Source organism: Streptomyces sp. NPDC104831 (assembly GCF_055583025.1).
In genome coordinates, this window is record NZ_JBVJOT010000002.1 from 235,207 (window position 1) to 254,010 (window position 18,804).

The following is an 18,804-nucleotide window of genomic DNA, read 5'->3' on the forward strand; positions in this document are numbered from 1 at the left end:
CGCGGCTGCTCGACAGCGGTCCGCGGCTGCTCGACAGCGTCCCTTCCGGCCCCCGGCAAAGCGTCCGACGGCCAAGGCTGCGGGACCGGGCCGGCCGGTGAGCGCACCGGGGCCGTGTCCTGCTCCGGCACGGCCGTGGTGAGCGTCGTCACCGCCCCCGGTGCCACCCCCGCCCTCCGCGTCCCCCGCCCCGGCGCGACGGGCGTGCTCGCGGATCCGTCCGGATCCGGCGGCGCGTTCCCGGACTCCCGCCACTGCACCGCTCGTTCGCCGAAGAGGAGTTCCGCCCGGCGGCGCAGCTCCTCCCCCGGCGCGGACGGGCGACGACGGGCCCGGTGGCCCTCGGCGGGAGGGCGGTGCTCGGTGAGGTGACGGTGCCCGGTGGTCCGGCGGTGCCGGACGCGGCCGTCGGAGGCCGGGCCACGGCCGGGGCCGCTGGTCGGGGTCGCGATGCGGGAACGAGATCGAAGTGCCATGCGACGAGGATGGAGGACTTCGCCGCAACACGATGATCTTGGTGAATTCCCGTGCGCTACCGCCCGGTTGTGGATAACTCCGCCACCCACACGAGTGAAACCGACAGGCCGACGGTCCCGCCCCCGGCCTCAGCGGGGCGAAACGACCGCCCCGAGCAGCCCCGGCCCGGTATGCGCCCCGATCACCGCTCCCACCTCGCTGACGTGCAGGTCGGCCAGGCCCGGGATGCGGGCCCGTAGCCGGTCGGCGAGTGCGGCGGCGCGGTCGGCGGCGGCGAGATGGTGGACGGCGATGTCGACCTCCGCGTTGCCCGCCCGTTCCGCGGTGAGTTCCTCCAGGCGCGCGATCGCCCTGGACGCCGTACGCACCTTCTCCAGCGGCTCGATACGGCCGTTACCCAGCTGGAGGAGGGGCTTGACGGCGAGCGCGGACCCCAGCAGCTTCTGCGCGGCGCCGATGCGGCCGCCGCGGCGCAGATAGTCGAGGGTGTCGACGTAGAAGACGGCGGAGGTGTCGGCGGCCCGTTTCTCGGCGGCCGTGACGGCCTCGTCCATCGTGCCGCCCGCCTCCGCGGTCCGGGCCGCGGTGAGCGCGCAGAAACCGAGCGCCATGGCGACCATGCCGGTGTCCACCACCCGCACGGGCACCGGGGCCTCGCGCGCCGCGAGGACCGCCGCGTCGTAGGTGCCGGACAGCTCGGCGGAAAGGTGCAGGGAGACGATGCCGCTCACGCCGGTCTCGGCGACTTCGCGGTAGGTCTGGGCGAACACCTGGGGACTGGGGCGGGAGGTGGTGACGGAGCGCCGTTTCTGCAGCGCCTGGGCGAGGGAGCGGGTGGAGATCTCGGTCCCCTCTTCGAGCGCCTGATCGCCGAGGACCACGGTCAGCGGGACCGCGGTGATGCCGTGACGCTCCATCGCCCGGGGCGGCAGGTAGGCCGTGGAATCGGTGACGATCGCGACATGGCGGGACATGAGCTGGAGGTTACCTGGCGTAGCGCTCGCTCGGCAGCCCGGCCCCTGTCGGGTGCCCGGGAAGCGGCCCGCTCATGTGGTGCTCTCGGGGCGGGGCTTCTTCTGCCACGGGACGGTGGGGCGCCACGAGGGTCCGGCGATCGCGTCGGGACCGGGCCCCGCCGCGGCCTGGCCCCCGGCCTCCTCGGCACGGGCCCGTCCCTTGGCCGGACCGTCGGCGGGCGCGGCGGTCCGGGGAGCGGACGCCGGGCCGGGCTCGGTTCCCGCCCAGTGGCGCAGGGCGTCCGCCTCGATGTGGATCTGGGCGCTGAGGGTGTCCAGGTCGTCGTCGGAGAAGCGCTGGGCCCGGTCGCGGACGGCCCAGCGCAGGGAGTCCGCGGAGTGGGTGATGCGCTCGGTGCGCGCGCGGAGTTCGGGCAGGCGCGCGGCGAGCGCGGCCCGGTCCGGCTCGGTCTCCAGGCGCTTGAGATCGGCGTCCAGCTCGTGCCCGTGCGCGCTGAGCCGTTCGAAGAGGCCGAGGGACTCCTTCAGCGACTCGTCCTCGGCCACGCCCGCGCGCAGCGCGTCCTGTGTGGCGCGCATCGAGGTGCGCAGCGCGAGCCGCAGCCGGGCGATCTCGCCGGCCGGCCCGGGCTGGGCGACGGACTTGGCGCGCAGGGTGTGGTCCTCGACCGTGCGGCGGGCCTGCGCGAGGGTCCGGTCCACGCCGCGCTTGGTGGCGCGGACGGCCTTGACCGTGGCGAAGGCGCCCAGGGCGACGAAGATCAGGAAGAGCAGGGCGAACACGGTGAGCACTACGTCCATGGCGCTCCTCCTCCGGTCGGTGCGGTACGGCCCGCTGCGCTTCTCCACGGTAAACGCAGCGGGCAGGCCCGGAGTTCCGTCCGGACCCCGAACCTGCCCGTAGGGGACTACCCCGAGCAGGCGCGGGCACCCCGTCCGCTACGCGCCGTATCGACGCGGGCTGCCCGCGCGCGGCATCGGCGCGGTCTACGCGGGAACGATGTTGACCAGCTTCGGCGCCCGCACGATCACCTTGCGGATGCCCGCGCCGCCCAGCGCCGCGATCACCTTCTCGTCGGCCAGCGCGACCTTCTCCAGCTCCTCCTCGGAGATGGCGGGCGGCACCTCCAGCCGCGCCTTGACCTTGCCCTTGATCTGCACGACGCAGGTCACGGTCTCGTCGACGACGTAGGCCGGGTCCGCGGCCGGGAAGTCCCGGTGGACGACGGAGTCGGTGTGACCCAGCCGGCGCCACAGTTCCTCGGCGATGTGCGGGGCCAGCGGGGCGACCATCAGCACCAGCGGCTCGGCCACGGACCGCGGCAGCGCGCCGCCGGACTTGGTCAGGTGGTTGTTCAGCTCGGTGACCTTGGCGATGGCGGTGTTGAAGCGCAGGCCCTCCAGGTCCTGACGCACGCCGTCGATGGCCTTGTGCAGGGCCCGCAGGGTCTCCTCGTCGGGCTCGGCGTCGGTGACGGTGACCTCGCCGGTGCTCTCGTCGACGATGTTGCGCCACAGCCGCTGCAGCAGCCGGAACTGGCCGACCACCGCGCGCGTGTCCCACGGGCGGGAGACGTCCAGCGGGCCCATGGCCATCTCATACAGGCGCAGCGTGTCGGCGCCGTACTCGGCGGCGATCTCGTCCGGGGTCACCGCGTTCTTCAGGGACTTGCCCATCTTGCCCAGCAGGCGGCTGACCTTCTCGCCCTGGTAGTAGTACGCGCCGTCGCGCTCCTCCACCTCGGCGGCCGGCACCGCGATGCCACGGCTGTCGCGGTAGACGTAGGCCTGGATCATGCCCTGGTTGAACAGCTTGTGGAACGGCTCCGAGGAGGAGACGTACCCCAGGTCGTACAGGACCTTGGACCAGAAGCGCGCGTACAGCAGGTGCAGCACGGCGTGCTCGGCGCCGCCGACGTACAGGTCGACGCCGCCGTGCGGCAGGCCCTCGCGCGGGCCCATCCAGTACCGCTCGATCTCCGGGTCGACCAGCGCGCGGTCGTTGTGCGGGTCCAGGTACCGGAATTCGTACCAGCAGGAACCGGCCCAGTTGGGCATGGTGTTGGTCTCGCGGCGGTACTTCTTGGGGCCGTCGCCCAGGTCCAGGGTGACGTTGACCCAGTCCTCGTTGCGCGACAGCGGGGTCTCCGGCTGGGTGTCGGAGTCGTCCGGGTCGAAGGTGCGCGGGCTGTAGTCCTCGACCTCGGGCAGCTCCAGCGGCAGCATCGACTCGGGCAGCGCGTGGGCGACGCCGTCCTCGTCGTAGACGATCGGGAAGGGCTCGCCCCAGTAGCGCTGGCGGCTGAACAGCCAGTCGCGCAGCCGGAAGTTGACGGTGCCCTCGCCGATGCCCTTGCCGGCCAGCCACTCGGTGATGCGCGCCTTGGCGTCGGCCACGCCCAGGCCGTTCAGGGTGAGGTCGTCGCCTTCGGAGTTGACGATCTTCGCGTCGTAGGAGACGAAGGCGTCGTCCCAGGCGGCCGGGTCGGTGCCGCGGCCGTCGGTCGGCTCGACCACGCAGCGGACGGGCAGCTCGAAGGCGCGCGCGAACGCGAAGTCGCGGCTGTCGTGGCCGGGGACGGCCATGATCGCGCCGGTGCCGTAGCCCATCAGGACGTAGTCGGCGATGAAGACCGGGATCCGCTCGCCGCTGACCGGGTTGGTCGCGAACGCGCCGGTGAAGACGCCGGTCTTGTCCTTGGCCTCGGCCTGCCGCTCGACGTCGGACTTCGAGGCGGCCTGCGCGCGGTAGGCGGCGACGGCCTCGGCGGGGGTGGCGTGGCCGCCGGTCCACACCTCGTGCGTGCCCTCGGGCCACGCCTCGGGGGTGAACTTCTCGACCAGCGGGTGTTCGGGCGCCAGCACCATGTAGGTGGCGCCGAACAGGGTGTCGGGGCGGGTGGTGAAGACCGTGATGCGGTCGCCGTCGATCGGGAAGTCGATGCGGGCGCCCTCGCTGCGGCCGATCCAGTTGCGCTGCTGCAGCTTGATGGCCTCGGGCCAGTCCAGCCCCTCCAGGTCCTCCAGCAGCCGGTCGGCGTAGGCGGTGATGCGCATGTTCCACTGGCGCAGCTTGGCCTTGAAGACGGGGTAGTTGCCGCGCTCGGAACGGCCGTCGGCGGTGACCTCCTCGTTGGCCAGTACGGTGCCCAGGCCGGGGCACCAGTTGACGGGCGCCTCGGAGGCGTAGGCCAGGCGGTACTCACCCAGGATGTCGGCGCGTTCGCGGACGCTCAGCTCGCTCCACGCGCGCGTGGTGCCCGGGACGGCGCGTTCACCGGACTCGAACCGGGCGATCAGCTCGGAGATCGGGCGGGCCTTGCGCGCTTCCTCGTCGTACCAGGAGTTGAAGATCTGCAGGAAGATCCACTGGGTCCACTTGTAGTACTCCGGGTCGATCGTGGCGAACGACCGGCGCTTGTCGTGGCCCAGGCCCAGCCGGCGCAGCTGGGCCTTCATGTTCTCGATGTTGGCCTCGGTGGACACGCGCGGGTGCGTGCCGGTCTGCACGGCGTACTGCTCGGCGGGCAGGCCGAAGGCGTCGAAGCCCAGGGTGTGCAGGACGTTGTGGCCGGTCATGCGCTGGAACCGGGCGTAGACGTCGGTGGCGATGTAGCCCAGCGGGTGGCCGACGTGCAGGCCCGCGCCGGAGGGGTACGGGAACATGTCCATGATGAACTTCTTGGGCCTGGCGGCCAGCTCGGCGTCGCCCGCCAGATCACCCGTGGGGTTCGGCGCCGCGTAGGTGCCGTCGGCGTCCCAGAAGTCCTGCCAGCGTGCCTCGATCTCGGCTGCCATGGCGGCCGTGTAGCGGTGCGGCGCCGCCTCCGCCGACGGGGCGGCGCTGGCAGCGGGGTTCGTCTCGCTCATGATCCTCAAAGCTCCATCGATCGTCTCTGCCTGCGGAAATGAAAAAACCCCTCGCACAGGAGGGGACGCCGCGCCGATGCCGACCTCACGGCTGGACCGGGGTCGGTACTGATCAGCGCGGCCCGCTAAGCAGAAGGCGTACGGCACGCATGGCGCTAGGGTACCGCAGCCCTTGAGCAGGCCGCGACGCGCTTCCGTATCCCTGATCGGCATGCACGGGAGACCGTTCTCCCCATCGGATTCTCCGTTGATAACAGCGCAATAACCCAAACCCCGTACTGATCGGTATGGCGCCACTTAGAGTGCGGCAGCGGGACCGCTTTCCCGAAACTGTTCGGAGTCGCCCCCATGAATCGTCGTAGTACCAGCTCGCTCCCCGGACCGGGCCGCTCGGCCTATGGGGTGGCGACCGCTGTCGCCCTGCTGCTGATACCGGTGTCCGTACTGGCCGGGGGCGCCCGGTTCCGCGAGTTCCTGGACTTCGGCGCGGGCGTGCTGTCACTGGTCTCGCTCAGCTGCTCGGTGATCTGGGGCCTGATCGCCCAGGACCGGATCCTGCTGAACACCCGGCAGCGGATCATCGGGCAGGCGGTGCACCGGACGACCGCGGTCGCCTCGATCGCGTTCCTGTTGCTGCACATCACCACGAAGATCGCGCTCGGCCACACGGAGGTGATCGCCGCCGTCGTCCCGTTCTCGCTCGGCGTCACCGGAATCGCCGGCCTGATCGGGCTGGGCTCGCTCGCGGGCCTGCTGATGGTCTTCGTGGGGATCACGGGCGCCCTGCGCGGCGCCTTCGCCACCCCGGCACCGGTCGCCGCGCGCTGGCGGGCCCTGCACATGCTGGCCTACCCGGCGTGGTGCGCGGCGCTGGTCCACGGCCTTTACGCGGGTCGCGCGGCCAAACCCGTCTTCGTGATCCTCTACGGCCTGTCCCTGCTCGCCGTGATGGGCGCCCTCGCGCTGCGTGCCGCGCCGCGCCCGGTCAGGCGCGAGGTCGCCGGCCGGCTGGCGGCCCTGTTCGACGGCGCCGGGCGGCCCGGACCCGACGGCCCGGAGGCGAGCCGCTCCCGGGCGGCCGAACCGGCCCGGCCCGGCCCGCGGAGCCGCCGGGAGCCACGGCCGGCGCCCGCCGCGCCGCCCCGCCAGGCCCCGGCCGCCGAACCCGCCGCCGGATTCGCCGCGGCCTACCGCGCGGTGTCCGCCCCGGGCCGTCCGCGACAGCCCCACCCGGCCGCCCGGACGGCCCGTACGGATCCGCCGCCGCACCCGCGGCCCGCCCGGGCCGTGCCGCGCGCGGACGCTCCCCACGGCGCCCCGGGCGGCTGGCCGGTGCCGTCCCCGCCACCGGTCGGCGAGGCCCCGCCGTCCGCCTACGACCCGCTCCGGGACACCGGGCACACCGTCCCGGCCCACGGCGGTCCGGGCGCCGCGGGGTACGGCGGACGTGACGTGTACGACACCGGTGAGACGAACGGCCGCTACGGCACGTACCCCCCAAGTGACACGTTCGGCGGCGGTCCCGCCACCGAACCGCCGCCCGGCCCGCCCTACGGGGCAGCGGTCGCGGGCGAACCATGGAACACGCCTTCCGGAGGCTTTGAGTGAACGAGGCCCTGCCCGACGTCCCCGAGGTCCGCGTGGTCGGCCTTCCCCAGCTCACGTCGGGCTTCGACCTCGTGGAGCGGCTCGACCTGCCGATGCACCTGAAGGTGCACGGACCGCTGGACCCGCTGGGCGGCGAACAGCTCGCCCAGCTCGCCGAACGCATCAGCCTGAAGGGGCGCGGCGGAGCCGGTTTCCCCTTCCACAGGAAGCTGCGCTCGGTCGCCGAGTCGGCGATCGGGCGCGGGGTGCGGCCGGTCGTCGTCGTCAACGGCAGCGAGGACGAACCGGCCTGCCGCAAGGACACGGTGCTGATCAACCGGGCACCGCACCTCATCCTGGACGGCGCGCTGCTGTGCGCCGAGGCGCTCGGGGCGCGCACGCTCGTCATCGGCGTCACCCGGGAGTCCACGCAGCGCTCCATGGAGGCCGCGCTCGCCGAACGCGGTCTGGGCAACAGCCGCAGATCGGCGCTCCGCGCGTGGGTGCAGCGCAATCCGGTGCGGATGGTCACCGGTGCCGCCGCCTCGCTGATCCGCTCGATCGACGGCGGTCCGGCGATCCCGCCCGGCCGCAAGATCAGCGCCTCGCGCAGCGGCGTCGGCGGGGCGCCCACGCTGCTGTCGAACGCGGAGACGTTCGCGCAGCTCGCCGTGGCCGCCCGGATCGGCCCGGACCGCTACGCCCACACCGGCCTGTACGAGGAGCCGGGCACCGTGATGCTCACCGTGTCCGGCGCGGTCGCCCGCCCGATGGTGGTCGAGGTCCCCACGGGTGTGCCGTTGCGCTACGTCCTGCAGCTCGCGGGCGCCCCGCCGGTGCCGCAGGGCGTGCTGACCGGCGGCTACCACGGCAAGTGGATCGACGCGGCGACCGTGGACGAGGCGATCGTCTCCCGCAACTCGCTGGACGCGGTGGGCGGTTCGCTGGGCGCGGGCGCGATCCTGCCGATCGGCCAGGAGACGTGCCCGCTGGGCGAGTCGCTTCGGGTGGCGCAGTGGCTGGCCGAGGAGAGCGCCGGCCAGTGCGGGCCCTGCTATCTGGGGCTGCCCGCCGCCGCGCGCGGCCTGGAGGACGTCCTGAACGGCGGTGGGCCGGCCGCCCTGGAGGCGCTGAAGCAGGTCGCGCGGAACGTGAAGCGGCGCGGCGCGTGTTCGCACCCGGACGGCTCGGCGATGTTCCTGGAGTCGACCCTCAGGGCGTTCACCGACGACCTGGCGGCGCATGTCCTCGGGAACGGCTGCGGACGGCCCGTGGAGGGCGTTCTGCCGCTCTTCGAGGGAGGCAGGGTCCCCACGGGCGTCCCGGGCGGCTCGGAGCCCGCGGAGAGCGGCGCCAGCCGCCAGAAGATCCACGTCGACTGGACGCTGTGCCGGGGCCACGGGCTGTGCGCGGACATCCTCCCGGAGGTGTTCGAACTCGGCGCGGACGGCTTCCCGACCGTCGCCCAGGCCCAGGTGCCGCGCTTCGCGGAGGCGAAGGCGCTGCGCGCGGTGCGCCGCTGCCCGGCGCTCGCCCTGCGCATCGAGGAGGACACGCGCGGGCAGACACCGTCGCGCAACCTGCCGGTGCTCTCCCAGGGGCGCGGGCGGCGCGCGCTGGGCCGCTGAGCCGCACGCGGGAGCGGGCCGTCCGCACCGGGCGGCCCGCTCCCGCGTTCCCGCGCGCCTTGTGCCCGCAACACGCCGAAGGCGGACCATCCTCGGGATGATCCGCCTTCGACTTCTGTGGAGCTAAGGAGAATTGAACTCCTGACCTCCTGCATGCCATGCAGGCGCTCTACCAACTGAGCTATAGCCCCTTGTTCTGTTGTTTCGCCCGGTTCCCCCGGCGACGACGTAAACATTACAGGCCCCTGGACGCAGCACCAAATCGGTTTCGACGCCACACCGATATGACCGTTAATGTCGCTTTCCATGACCCGGATCGCGCCGCTCCCAGCACACCGCAGGATCCCGGTCGCCGTGGGCGTGTGCCTGGTGTCCTTCGCCGCCTTCTGGGCCGCGCAGCGGGCCGCGCACGTCTCGATGGTCGACCTGATGGTCTACCGGGCCGAGGGAGCCGCCGTGCGCGCCGGCGACGATCTGTACGCCCTGCGGGCGACCAGTGCGCGCCTGCCCACCACCTATCCGCCGTTCGCGGCCCTGCTGTTCACCCCGCTGTCCCTGCCGGACACCGCGTTGCTGCGCACGCTGGCGACGGCCGGCAACCTCGCGCTGCTGGTGGTCTTCGTCCGGCTGTCGCTGAAACTCGTCGGCCACGCGCGCGTGGAGACCTCGTGGTGGGTCGCGGCGACGGCCGCGTGGTGCGAGCCGGTGTGGACGACCCTGCGCTACGGCCAGATCAACCTGCTGCTGGCGGTGCTGGTGCTGTGGGACCTGACCCGCCGTCCGGCCGGCGGGTACGACCGCTGGAGCGGGGTGGGCCTCGGACTGGCCGCGGCGCTCAAGCTGACGCCCGCGCTGTTCGCCGTGTTCCTGCTCGCCACGGGCCTCGCGGACCGGCTGCGGGGCGGGCGGGGCGGGCCGTGGCTGCGGCACGCGCGCGGGGCGGCCGTCGTGTTCGCCGGAGCGACCCTGCTGGCGGCGGCCGTCCTGCCGTACGACTCCTGGCGGTTCTGGACGCGCATGGTGTTCAGCGCGAGCCGGGTCGGGGCGGCGGAGGACACCGCCAACCAGGCCCTGCGCGGGATCCTGGCCCGGCTCCTGCACACGCCCGATCCGGCGATCTTCTGGACGGCCGGCGCGACCGTCCTCGCCGTCCTCGGCCTCACGGTGGCCGTGCGGGCGGAGCTGCGGGGGCGGCGGGCCTGGGCGGTGTGCGCCTGCGCGGTCACCGCCCTGCTGGTCAGCCCGGTGTCCTGGTCCCATCACTGGGTGTGGTGCGTGCCGCTCGTGCTGCTGCTGTGGACGCGCGGACACCGGGCCGCGGCCCTGGGCACCCTGCTGGTCTTCTGGTCGTACGTCCCCTGGTGGGTGCCGCACGGGCCCGGACGGCCGGAACTCCACCTGGGGGGCGCGGACTTGCTGCTGTCGGCCGGCTACGGCATCACCGCTGCGCTCTTCCTGGCGCTGGCCCGGACCCCGGCGCCGGCGCCCGGGACCGGCGAGATCCCCGTCAAGCCGTGACGAACTGGTAGAACCGCTTGAGCGTGCAGTGCTCCTCCAGAAGGCGGCCGTAGATCGGCTCGCCTTCCAGTTCCCGGTACGTCTCGATGGGGTCGCCTTTTATGATCAGCGCCCGCGCGCATTCCTCGCACCAGTACTGGTAGTCGGTGTTGATCGGCTCCATGTCACGCACGATGGGCGTACCGCTCCCGCACCAGTCGCACTTCCGCCGGTGTGCACCCATCGATCAGCTCCAGATGTGGCCGCAGGCCGTGCACACGTACGAGATCCCGCCATTGTCGCCGAGGACTTGCGCCACGTGCGCGGAACCGCAGGAAGGGCAGCTCAGGCGGGTGGTCGTGTCCCGTATCAACGCCGCACCGAGGAGGTGGCCGCCCTCCTCGAGGATGCTCGCAGGCATCGCTACTCCCTCCCGTCGGGCCGCGTCCCCTTCCGGCCGTTTGATTCTGCCACGGCCGGACCAATACGGTCAGCGACGCCTCAGTACCAGTCCGGACACGGCGCCCGCCGCGGCCGTACCGGCCAGCGCCCAGGCGCAGACCGAGAACGCCTCCGCGGAGGTGTACGGCCCAAGGGCCCCGGACGACTCGATCCGGTTCAGGAACAGCGTGCCGAAGGCCGCCACACCGATCAGCTGGCCGAGTTGCGCGACCGTCGCCAGCAGGCCGCCGGCGTCCGCCGCGTCCTCGGGCCGCACGGTGGCGAGTGCCCCGGTGAGCGTCGGGCTGAACGCGAGCGCCAGCCCGGCTCCCGTGCCCGCGTATCCCGCGTACAGCACCGCTCCGCCGGAGCCGCCGCCGTGGAAGGCGAGTCCCACGACGGCGACGGACACCGCGGTGAGCGTGAACCCGGCCGGCGTCAGGGCCCGCTGCCAGGCCGCCGGCCACTTCCGCCAGGTGAGGCTGACGGCGCCGAAGAGGACCGCGGTCGGCACGAAGCTCAGCCCGGCGCGCAGGGCGCCGTAGCCGAGGCCGCCCTGTACGTGCAGGGTCAGCGTGAAGAGGAAACCGGCGTTGACCGACATCACCGCGAGGATCCGGAAGACGGCCCGCCCGATGCCGGGGTGCCGCAGCACCCGGGGTGTGATGAGCGGGGCGCCGCCGCGCCGGGCCAGCCGGGACTCGTAACCGCGGAACGCGGCGAACAGCACCGCGGCCCCGGCCAGCGACAGCCACGACCACAGCGGCCAGTCCTCCTCCTGCCCGAGCACCAGCGGCACGGTCAGCAGCGACACGGCGGCGCCGAGCAGCACCAGCCCGGGCAGGTCGAGGGGCCGGGCCCGCTCCCGCCCGGCCGCGCCGCCCAGCGGCAGGGCCTTGCGGCCCAGCAGGAACAGCACGGCACCCACCGGCACGTTGACCAGGAACACCGGACGCCAGCCGGTGCCGAACAGGTCGGCGCTGACCAGCACCCCGCCGGCGACCTGCCCGGCCGCCGCGCCGACGGCCAGGACCGCCGAGTAGGCACCGAGCGCCCGGGCCCGGGCCTCGCCGGTGAAGGTGCGCTGGATGAGGCTGAGCACCTGCGGGATCATCAGCGCCGAACCCGCGCCCTGGGCCAGCCGGAACACGATCAGCGCGGTCGGGTCCCAGGCCAGTCCGCAGGCGAGCGAGGCCCCGGTGAACAGGGCCAGCCCGGCGAGGTGCACCCGGCCGTGGCCGAGCCGGTCCCCGAGCCGGGCGCCGGTGATCAGTAGCACGGAGTAGGTGATGGTGTAACCGGCCACCACCAGTTGCAGGTCGGCGCCCGAGGCGTGCAGGCCGGAGCCGATCGAGGGGGCCGCGACGTTCACGATGAAGACGTCGAGCGCGGCCATGAACAGGGCGGCGAGCAGCACGCCGAGCAGCAGACGGGGCCGGTTGTCAGTGGCGGGTGCTTCACTGTCCGTGACGGAGGCTTCCGCCCGGACGGCGACCGCGAGGTCACTGTCGGTGGCGGATGGTTCACTGGTGGCGAGGGCCGGGGCGGGCTTGGTGCCCGGTCCGGTCCGGGGGCTGGTCGTCATGGCGTCGAGCGTGACGACGGCTCGGTACGGGTGCCGAGTGCCCGCTGATGCTGGTACTGCCAGCACCTGGCAGGAGCGGACCCGGGCACGGACGATGGGACGGACACGACGGGGGCTGGACGATGGGGACGAGGACACGGCGGCGAAGGCCGGAGCTCGCGGCCTTCCTGCGCAGCAGGCGGGCCCGGGTCACACCGGCGGACGTGGGGATGCCGCCGGGGCTGCGGCGGCGCACGCCCGGGCTGCGCCGGGAGGAGGTCGCGCAGCTCTCGGGGGTGGGCGTGACCTGGTACACGTGGCTGGAGCAGGGCCGGCCGATCAACGCCTCGCCGCAGGTGCTGGACGCGGTGGCGCGCACGCTGCGGCTGGACCCGCCGGAGCGGGAGCACCTGTACCGGCTGGCCGAGGTGCCCTTCCAGCCGGACCCCGAGGGGCTCAGCCGGCGGATCGGCGCGGAGGTGCAGGGCATCATCGACGCCCTCGACCCCCTGCTGGCGGTGGTCTACAACGCGCGGTACGACGTTCTGGCCACCAACGCGGCCTACCGCGAGCTGTTCCTCGTCCCGCCGCTGGAGGCCGGCGGCGCGGGTCTGCCGAACGTGCTGTGGACGCTGTTCACGCTGCCGGAGGGGATCTGCCCGCTGGTGCACCGGGAGGTGGAGCTGCCGCTGATGGTGGCGACGCTGCGGTCCTCCTACGGCAGACACGTGGGCGAACCGGCCTGGGAGGACTACATACGCGGGCTGTCGGCGGCGAGCGGCTGGTTCGCGGAGCTGTGGGCGAGCTGTGAGGTGGTGCCTCCGGGGCCCCGGGTGAAGACCTTCCGGCACGCGGCGGTCGGCGAGATGCGGATGACCTCGCAGTCGCTGTCCATCGACGGGATGCCCGAGTGCCGGATCGTGGTCTACAGCCCGGAGGACGAGGACGCGCGGGCGAAGATCACGGTGCTGCGGGAGTGCAGGGAGCGGCTGTTCCCGCCGGCGGCCGAGGAGGTGGTCTCTCGCTGAACACGGAAAATCCCGCCCCCTGAAGGGGACGGGATCCTCATCACCGATCTTTGACAACTCAACAGAGTGCCGATCAGTGGAGCTAAGGAGAATTGAACTCCTGACCTCCTGCATGCCATGCAGGCGCTCTACCAACTGAGCTATAGCCCCTGGTGTTCTTCCCGCTCGGCGGGGCGAACAAGAAGAACTTTAGCCTGTGACCTGCCGGAAAGTGAAATCCGGGGTCCGGGCGCCTCGGGACGGTCAGTCGTCGTCACCGAGGACGGGCTCCGGGAGGGTGCCCGCGTTGTGCTCCAGCAGGCGCCAGCCGCGGGCGCCCTCGCCGAGCACGGACCAGCAGCAGTTGGAGAGGCCGCCGAAGCTCTCCCAGTGCCGGGCCTCCAGGCCGAGCAGCCGGCCGATGGTGGTGCGGATGGTGCCGCCGTGGCTGACGACGACGAGGGTGCCGTCCTCGGGCAGCTTCTCGGCGTGCCGCAGCACGACGGGGGCGGCCCGGTCGGCGACCTCGGTCTCCAGTTCGCCGCCGCCGCGGCGGACCGCTTCACCGCGCTTCCAGGCGGCGTACTCCTCGCCGTGGCGGGCGATGATCTCCTCGTGCGTCAGCCCCTGCCAGACGCCCGCGTAGGTCTCGCGCAGGCCCTCCTCGCGGGTGACGTCGAGGCCGGTGAGGGCGGCCAGCTCGGCGGCCGTGTGCGCGGCGCGCCGCAGGTCCGACGAGACGATCGCGTCGGGCCGCAGGGAGGCGAGCAGCCGGGCGGCGCGGCGGGCCTGGCCCAGGCCCGTCTCGGTCAGCTCGACGTCCGTGGTGCCCTGGAAGCGCCGCTCGACGTTCCAGGAGGTCTGGCCGTGGCGCCACAGGATGATGCGGCGGCCCCGGCCCTTGCGGTCGGTCACCTCACCCGTGGCGCTCATCACCACTCCCCGCCCGGCTCCTGGTCGGCCTCGGCGGCCTGCAGCCGGGCGTGCTCCTCGGCCTTGCCCCGGGTGGCCTTGGCGTCGGCGGGCAGTTCGATCTCGGGGCAGTCCTTCCACAGCCGCTCCAAGGCGTAGAAGACCCGCTCCTCGCTGTGCTGGACGTGCACGACGATGTCGACGTAGTCGAGCAGGACCCAGCGGGCCTCGCGGTCGCCCTCGCGGCGGACCGGCTTGGCGCCGAGTTCCTTCAGCAGGCGCTCCTCGATCTCGTCGACGATGGCCTTGACCTGGCGGTCGTTCGGCGCGGACGCGAGCAGGAAGGCGTCCGTGATCGACAGCACGTCGCTCACGTCGTAGGCGATGACGTCATGGGCGAGCTTGTCGGCCGCGGCCTGGGCGGCGGTGTTGATGAGTTCAAGGGAACGGTCTGTGGCGGTCACTACATGGCTTTCCGTCGGCGGTCTTTTTCATCAAGGGTCTCACGGACCGCCCGGCACCCCCCACGGGATTACGGCGGCACGCGGGGTTCCCCCGGGCCGCGCTCCGCCGGGGAGCGCGGCCCGGGGGTCAGGACGGGGACGGTTCGTAGTCGCGGCCGAGGACCACCGAGACGTCGGCGCCGGAGGAGACCGTGCCCTTGGTCACGGAGGCGGCGGGCAGGCCGAGGGTCTTGGCGACCTCGGTGGCCTTGGCCTTGTCGGCGGCGTCCGCGTAGGTCACCTTCGAGGTGGCCTCGGTGCCGGCGGCGCCGCCGCCCTCCAGGAAGGTGAAGCCGCCGTTGAGGAGCACCACGCGGGCCTTCTCCGTGTCGTCCTTCACACCGGTGGCGTTCTCCACGGAGACCCGGACCGCGGAGCCGGCGTCGGGGCTCTTCGCGGTGCCGCCGAGGATGCCCTTCACCACGCTGTCGCCGGTCTCGGCGCTGAGCGTGCCGTCGGGCCGCACGGGCAGCAGGGCGGTCCGGTAGTCGCCGCTCTTGGCGAGGTCGGCGAGCCTGGCGAGGAAGGTGCCGAGGTCCTTGTCGGTGAGCGGCGGGTCGAGGATCTGCGCGAGCGTCTGCACGGTGGTGGTGGCGGACGCCGGGTCGGAGGACATCTTGCGCAGCACGCCCTGCATGACCTTGCCGAACCGCTGCAGCTGGGCGTTCTCGGACTCGCCGGAGGCGCGGTAGGTGGCGTAGGCGACGGCCATCTTGCCGCTGAGGGTCTGGCCCCGGCCCTGGTGGACGAGCGGCGCGGCGCCCTTCTTCTTGGCGTCCGGGTCGGGCACGTCGGTGTCGGTGTCGACCTCGATGTTGCCGACGAGGTCGACGAGGTTCTGCAGGTAGGGGGTGTCGAGCCGCCAGGTGCCCTGGATGCTGGTGCCGAGGACCGTGTCGAGCTGGTCGCGGGTGCCGGAGGTGTCGTCGTCGTCCACGGACTTGGCGAGGGTCGTGGTGGAGCCGTCGTCGCCGGTGAGCGCCAGGGAGTTGGGCAGCAGCACCGTGGTGCCCTGCTTGGTGGTGGTGTTGTCGACCAGCAGCGCCGTGGAGGTGCCGCCCTTGACGGTGTTGTGCAGGTGGACGACGAGCACATCGCGTTTCTGGGCGGTGACCGCGGTGGCGGTGCCGTCCGGGCCGCCGGAGGAGGAGAGGCCGGGCAGCTTCCCGGCGTACCAGAGGTAGCCGGCCCCGCCGGCCGCGACGAGGGCGAGGACGACGAGCAGGGCGATGAGCCGGCCGCGGGCGCGGCGCCGGGCCTCCTCGCGCCGCTCGGTGCGGTTCTCGGTGAACTTCAGCCAGTCGATGACGTCCTCGGAGTCGCCGTCCGGCTCCTCGACGAAGGCGAACTGTTCGGTGCGGTAATCCGGCGCGGCCGCGTCGGGCCCGCTCTCCCCGGCGGCCGGGCCGTCCCCGGCGGCGTGATCGTCCTCCGCGGCCGGACCGTTCTCCGCGGGACCCGCCTGCTGCGGGATGTAGGCGGTCTGCTCGGCGACCAGGGGTTGCCGGCCACCGCCACTCGCGGTCTGCCCGTAGGGGTCGTAGCCGCCGGCGTCCTGGGTGCCGGCGCTCGTACCGGTGGCATACGGGTCGTACGGGGTCTGCGAGCCGTAGGGGTCGTAGGAGCCGTACGCGTCGTAGGCGGGCTGCTGGTGTCCGGGGCCGTAGGGGGACGCCGGCTGGCCGCCGGCGGCGTAGGGGTCGTAGCCGTAGCCCTGCTGCTGGGCGTACGGGTCGTAGTGCGCCTGCTGGGCCTGGGGAGCCTGTTCGGCCGGTACCTGCTGGTACACGGGCCGGCCGTACTCGTCGTAGCCGACGATCTCGTACGGTACGGCGCCGTAGCCCGCGTCACCCGCGTCGTATCGGTCGTTCACCGGTGCCCCTCTCGGCTCACTCGCCGCCGCGGTACAGCTCGCGCTTGTCGATGTAGCGCACGACTCCGTCCGGGACCATGTACCAGATGGGGTCGCCCTTGGCGACTCGCGCGCGGCAGTCCGTGGAGGAGATGGCGAGGGCCGGCACCTCGACCAGCGAGACGCCGCCTTCCGGCAGGCCCGGATCGGTCAGCTGGTGGCCGGGGCGGGTGACGCCGATGAAGTGCGCGAGGGAGAACAGCTCCTCGGAGTTGCGCCAGGTCAGCAGCTGGGCGAGGGCGTCGGCGCCGGTGATGAAGAAGAGGTCGGTGTCCGGGTTGAGGGCACGCAGGTCGCGCAGGGTGTCGACGGTGTAGGTGGGGCCGCCGCGGTCGATGTCGATGCGGCTGACGGAGAACTGCGGGTTCTCGGCGGTCGCGATGACCGTCATCAGATAGCGGTCCTCGGCCGGGGACACCTCGCGGTGGGACTTCTGCCACGGCTCGCCGGTGGGGACGAAGACCACCTCGTCCAGCTGGAACTGCGCGGCGACCTCGCTGGCCGCCACCAGGTGCCCGTGGTGGATCGGGTCGAATGTCCCGCCCATGACACCCAGGCGGCGCTTGCCCGTGTGGACGGGACCGTTGCCCGGTCCGTGCTGCGGGTGCTTCACCGTGTCGTCGGCCACCTCGTGTGCCGGACCGGTAGGCATGTCCTGCTCTCCCATGCGTGCAGACCCTACCGGCCCGGCTTCGAACGTCCGGCCGGGGACGGGGTCCCCGCTCAGCGGTCGCGGTTGAAGCGCGTCGTGATCCACAGCAGCAGGAGCAGGATGATCAGGGCGCCGCCGCCGGTGACGGCCGGGTTCAGGCTGTTGTGGTTTCCGCCGTGCTCCCCGCCTTCGGCGGCGAGGGTGACCAACTGGGCTGCGGCGCTGTGGAAGCTCATCTTCGGCAGGACCTATCGCGTGTGGGCGGAATAAAGATGTCGGCTCATCGTAAGCGGGCGGCCTCGGGGCGATCACGCCGACTCCGCCGTTGGGGACGCGGGGCGCCGCCGGCCGCCCGGCGGGCGGGGAACCCCGGCCCGGTGTCAGTCGTCCTTCTGCTTGTAGCCGCGCAGCAGGAACCAGGCGGTCAGTACGCAGCCGAGGACCATCACGACCAGGACGACGCGGAGCAGGTTTCCCGCCCCGTGCTGCTGGACGGCGATCGTGGCGGCCTCGGTCAGTCCGGCGGCTGCGGGGTGGTGCTCCATGGCGGCGACTCCTTCGGGTGTACTGCTTGCCACGGTATCTCCGCCTAGGCTGGGTCCCGCCGCGGGGGCACAGTGGGCACCGACACGTGCATGGGGGAAGACATGTCCGACGACGGCCGGCAGGACACCGGGCAGGAGCGGGTGCCCGGCAGGCAGCGCAGGCGTTTCCCCGGGATCTCCTCGCGCGCGTACGAGCACCCGGCGGACCGCTCGGCCCTGGTCGCGCTGCGCAGGCTGAGCGGGTTCGACACCGTGTTCAAGGCGCTCAGCGGGCTGCTGCCGGAGCGGAGCCTCAGGCTGCTGTTCCTGTCCGACTCGGTGCGGGTCTCCGAGCGGCAGTTCTCCCACCTGCACGACATGCTGCGGGACGCCTGCTACATCCTGGACCTGGAGAAGGTCCCGCCGATGTACGTCACGCAGGACCCGCAGCCGAACGCGATGTGCGTCGGCCTGGACGAGCCGATCATCGTGGTCACCACGGGGCTGGTGGAACTGCTCGACGAGGAGGAGATGCGGGCGGTCGTCGGGCACGAGGTGGGGCACGCGCTGTCCGGGCATTCGGTGTACCGCACGGTCCTGCTGTTCCTGACCAGCCTCGCGGTGAAGGTCGCCTGGATCCCGCTGGGCAATATCGCGGTCATGGCGATCGTGACGGCGCTGCGGGAGTGGTTCCGCAAGTCGGAGCTGTCCGCCGACCGGGCGGGTCTGCTGGTGGGCCAGGACCTGCGGGCCTCGATGCGGGGCCTGATGAAGACGGCGGGCGGCAACCACCTGCACGAGATGAACGTGGACGCGTTCCTGGAGCAGGCCGAGGAGTACGAGTCGGGCGGGGACCTGCGCGACTCCGTGCTGAAGATCCTGAACGTGCTGCCGCGCTCGCACCCGTTCACCACCGTGCGGGCCGCCGAGCTGAAGAAGTGGGCCGAGTCGCGGGACCACCAGCGGATCATGGACGGCCACTACCCGAGGCGCGACGAGGACAAGGACGCCTCCGTAGGCGACTCCTTCCGCGAGTCGGCGGCGAGCTACGCGAGCGACGTGAAGGGCTCCAAGGACCCGCTGATGAAGCTGGTCACGGACCTCGCGGGCGGCGCGGGCGACCTGGGCGGCCGGGTCCGCCGGGGCTTCGACGGCTTCCGCAGTCCTCCGCCGGGCCCGGGTACGGGGGACGCCGCCGGCACGGACGAGTAGCCCTCCGCCGGGCACGCCCGGTGCCCACCGAAAGCGCCTGC

17 protein-coding genes and 2 tRNA genes are annotated in these 18,804 nt (G+C 72.6%); 5 read left to right on the forward strand and 14 right to left on the reverse strand.

The features are described 5' to 3' along the window. Positions 1-605 precede the first annotated feature (605 nt). The 3 genes from ACZ63H_RS02420 to leuS form a co-directional block, all read right to left on the reverse strand. Entirely contained in the window at positions 606-1,451 is an 846-nt protein-coding gene (locus ACZ63H_RS02420; protein ID WP_469861328.1) for a DegV family protein, read from the reverse strand. 72 nt (positions 1,452-1,523) lie between these two features. Continuing rightward, a complete protein-coding gene (locus ACZ63H_RS02425) occupies positions 1,524-2,255 on the reverse strand; it encodes a hypothetical protein (RefSeq protein ID WP_469861330.1) in 732 nt (243 codons plus the stop codon). A gap of 186 nt (positions 2,256-2,441) precedes the next feature. Continuing rightward, positions 2,442-5,324: a leucine--tRNA ligase gene (leuS, locus tag ACZ63H_RS02430; protein ID WP_469861332.1), complete on the reverse strand. Its 2,883-nt coding sequence runs from the start codon at positions 5,322-5,324 to the stop codon at positions 2,442-2,444. Between the two features lie 348 nt (positions 5,325-5,672). Between leuS and ACZ63H_RS02435 the strand changes: the two genes are divergently transcribed. Together ACZ63H_RS02435 and ACZ63H_RS02440 are read left to right on the forward strand one after the other, a co-directional pair. Further along, entirely contained in the window at positions 5,673-6,932 is a 1,260-nt protein-coding gene (locus ACZ63H_RS02435; RefSeq protein ID WP_469861334.1) for a cytochrome b/b6 domain-containing protein, read from the forward strand. Further along, positions 6,929-8,539: an NADH-ubiquinone oxidoreductase-F iron-sulfur binding region domain-containing protein gene (locus ACZ63H_RS02440; protein WP_469861336.1), complete on the forward strand. Its 1,611-nt coding sequence runs from the start codon at positions 6,929-6,931 to the stop codon at positions 8,537-8,539. The genes ACZ63H_RS02435 and ACZ63H_RS02440 overlap by 4 nt, the downstream gene beginning before the upstream one ends. Positions 8,540-8,657: 118 nt before the next feature. Here the strand turns inward: ACZ63H_RS02440 and ACZ63H_RS02445 are convergent. Next, positions 8,658-8,730, reverse strand: a tRNA-Ala gene (locus tag ACZ63H_RS02445). Positions 8,731-8,845: 115 nt separating this feature from the next. Between ACZ63H_RS02445 and ACZ63H_RS02450 the strand changes: the two genes are divergently transcribed. Further along, positions 8,846-10,057, forward strand: a complete 1,212-nt coding sequence (locus ACZ63H_RS02450; protein ID WP_469861338.1) for a glycosyltransferase 87 family protein — start codon at positions 8,846-8,848, stop codon at positions 10,055-10,057. Here the strand turns inward: ACZ63H_RS02450 and ACZ63H_RS02455 are convergent. The 3 genes from ACZ63H_RS02455 to ACZ63H_RS02465 form a co-directional block, all read right to left on the reverse strand. Continuing rightward, complete coding sequence (locus ACZ63H_RS02455) at positions 10,047-10,280, reverse strand: hypothetical protein (protein WP_318203588.1); 234 nt, start codon at positions 10,278-10,280, stop codon at positions 10,047-10,049. The two genes, ACZ63H_RS02450 and ACZ63H_RS02455, sit on opposite strands and share 11 nt — an antisense overlap. A gap of 3 nt (positions 10,281-10,283) precedes the next feature. Next, entirely contained in the window at positions 10,284-10,457 is a 174-nt protein-coding gene (locus ACZ63H_RS02460; protein WP_469861340.1) for a hypothetical protein, read from the reverse strand. A gap of 69 nt (positions 10,458-10,526) precedes the next feature. Continuing rightward, the gene (locus ACZ63H_RS02465; protein ID WP_469861382.1) at positions 10,527-11,891 is read right to left on the reverse strand and encodes an MFS transporter; all 1,365 of its coding nucleotides are present in this window, start codon (positions 11,889-11,891) and stop codon (positions 10,527-10,529) included. A 293-nt stretch (positions 11,892-12,184) separates the two neighbouring features. Between ACZ63H_RS02465 and ACZ63H_RS02470 the strand changes: the two genes are divergently transcribed. Further along, positions 12,185-13,069 (forward strand): helix-turn-helix transcriptional regulator, encoded by an 885-nt coding sequence (locus tag ACZ63H_RS02470; RefSeq protein ID WP_469861342.1) that lies wholly within the window; start codon positions 12,185-12,187, stop codon positions 13,067-13,069. 77 nt (positions 13,070-13,146) lie between these two features. On the opposite strand, the gene ACZ63H_RS02475 is transcribed toward ACZ63H_RS02470, so the two are convergent. The 7 genes from ACZ63H_RS02475 to ACZ63H_RS02505 form a co-directional block, all read right to left on the reverse strand. Then, a tRNA-Ala gene (locus ACZ63H_RS02475) sits at positions 13,147-13,219 on the reverse strand. 93 nt (positions 13,220-13,312) lie between these two features. After that, entirely contained in the window at positions 13,313-13,981 is a 669-nt protein-coding gene (locus tag ACZ63H_RS02480) for a histidine phosphatase family protein (protein ID WP_469861344.1), read from the reverse strand. Continuing rightward, entirely contained in the window at positions 13,981-14,424 is a 444-nt protein-coding gene (gene rsfS / locus ACZ63H_RS02485; protein WP_467933696.1) for a ribosome silencing factor, read from the reverse strand. The genes ACZ63H_RS02480 and rsfS overlap by 1 nt, the downstream gene beginning before the upstream one ends. A 127-nt stretch (positions 14,425-14,551) precedes the next feature. Next, positions 14,552-16,336 (reverse strand): LytR C-terminal domain-containing protein, encoded by a 1,785-nt coding sequence (locus ACZ63H_RS02490; protein ID WP_469861346.1) that lies wholly within the window; start codon positions 16,334-16,336, stop codon positions 14,552-14,554. Positions 16,337-16,352: 16 nt separating this feature from the next. Next, positions 16,353-17,042 carry a nicotinate-nucleotide adenylyltransferase gene (nadD, locus tag ACZ63H_RS02495; RefSeq protein ID WP_469861348.1) on the reverse strand — a complete coding sequence of 230 codons (690 nt, stop codon included), beginning with the start codon at positions 17,040-17,042 and terminating at the stop codon, positions 16,353-16,355. 56 nt (positions 17,043-17,098) lie between these two features. After that, a complete protein-coding gene (locus ACZ63H_RS02500; RefSeq protein WP_393598561.1) occupies positions 17,099-17,263 on the reverse strand; it encodes a hypothetical protein in 165 nt (54 codons plus the stop codon). 144 nt (positions 17,264-17,407) lie between these two features. Next, entirely contained in the window at positions 17,408-17,605 is a 198-nt protein-coding gene (locus ACZ63H_RS02505; RefSeq protein ID WP_469861390.1) for a hypothetical protein, read from the reverse strand. Between the two features lie 69 nt (positions 17,606-17,674). Here ACZ63H_RS02505 and ACZ63H_RS02510 point away from each other — a divergent pair, with 69 nt between their 5' ends. Beyond that, positions 17,675-18,763, forward strand: coding sequence for a M48 family metallopeptidase (locus ACZ63H_RS02510; RefSeq protein WP_469861350.1), 1,089 nt, complete (start codon positions 17,675-17,677; stop codon positions 18,761-18,763). The last annotated feature ends 41 nt before the right edge of the window (positions 18,764-18,804 follow it).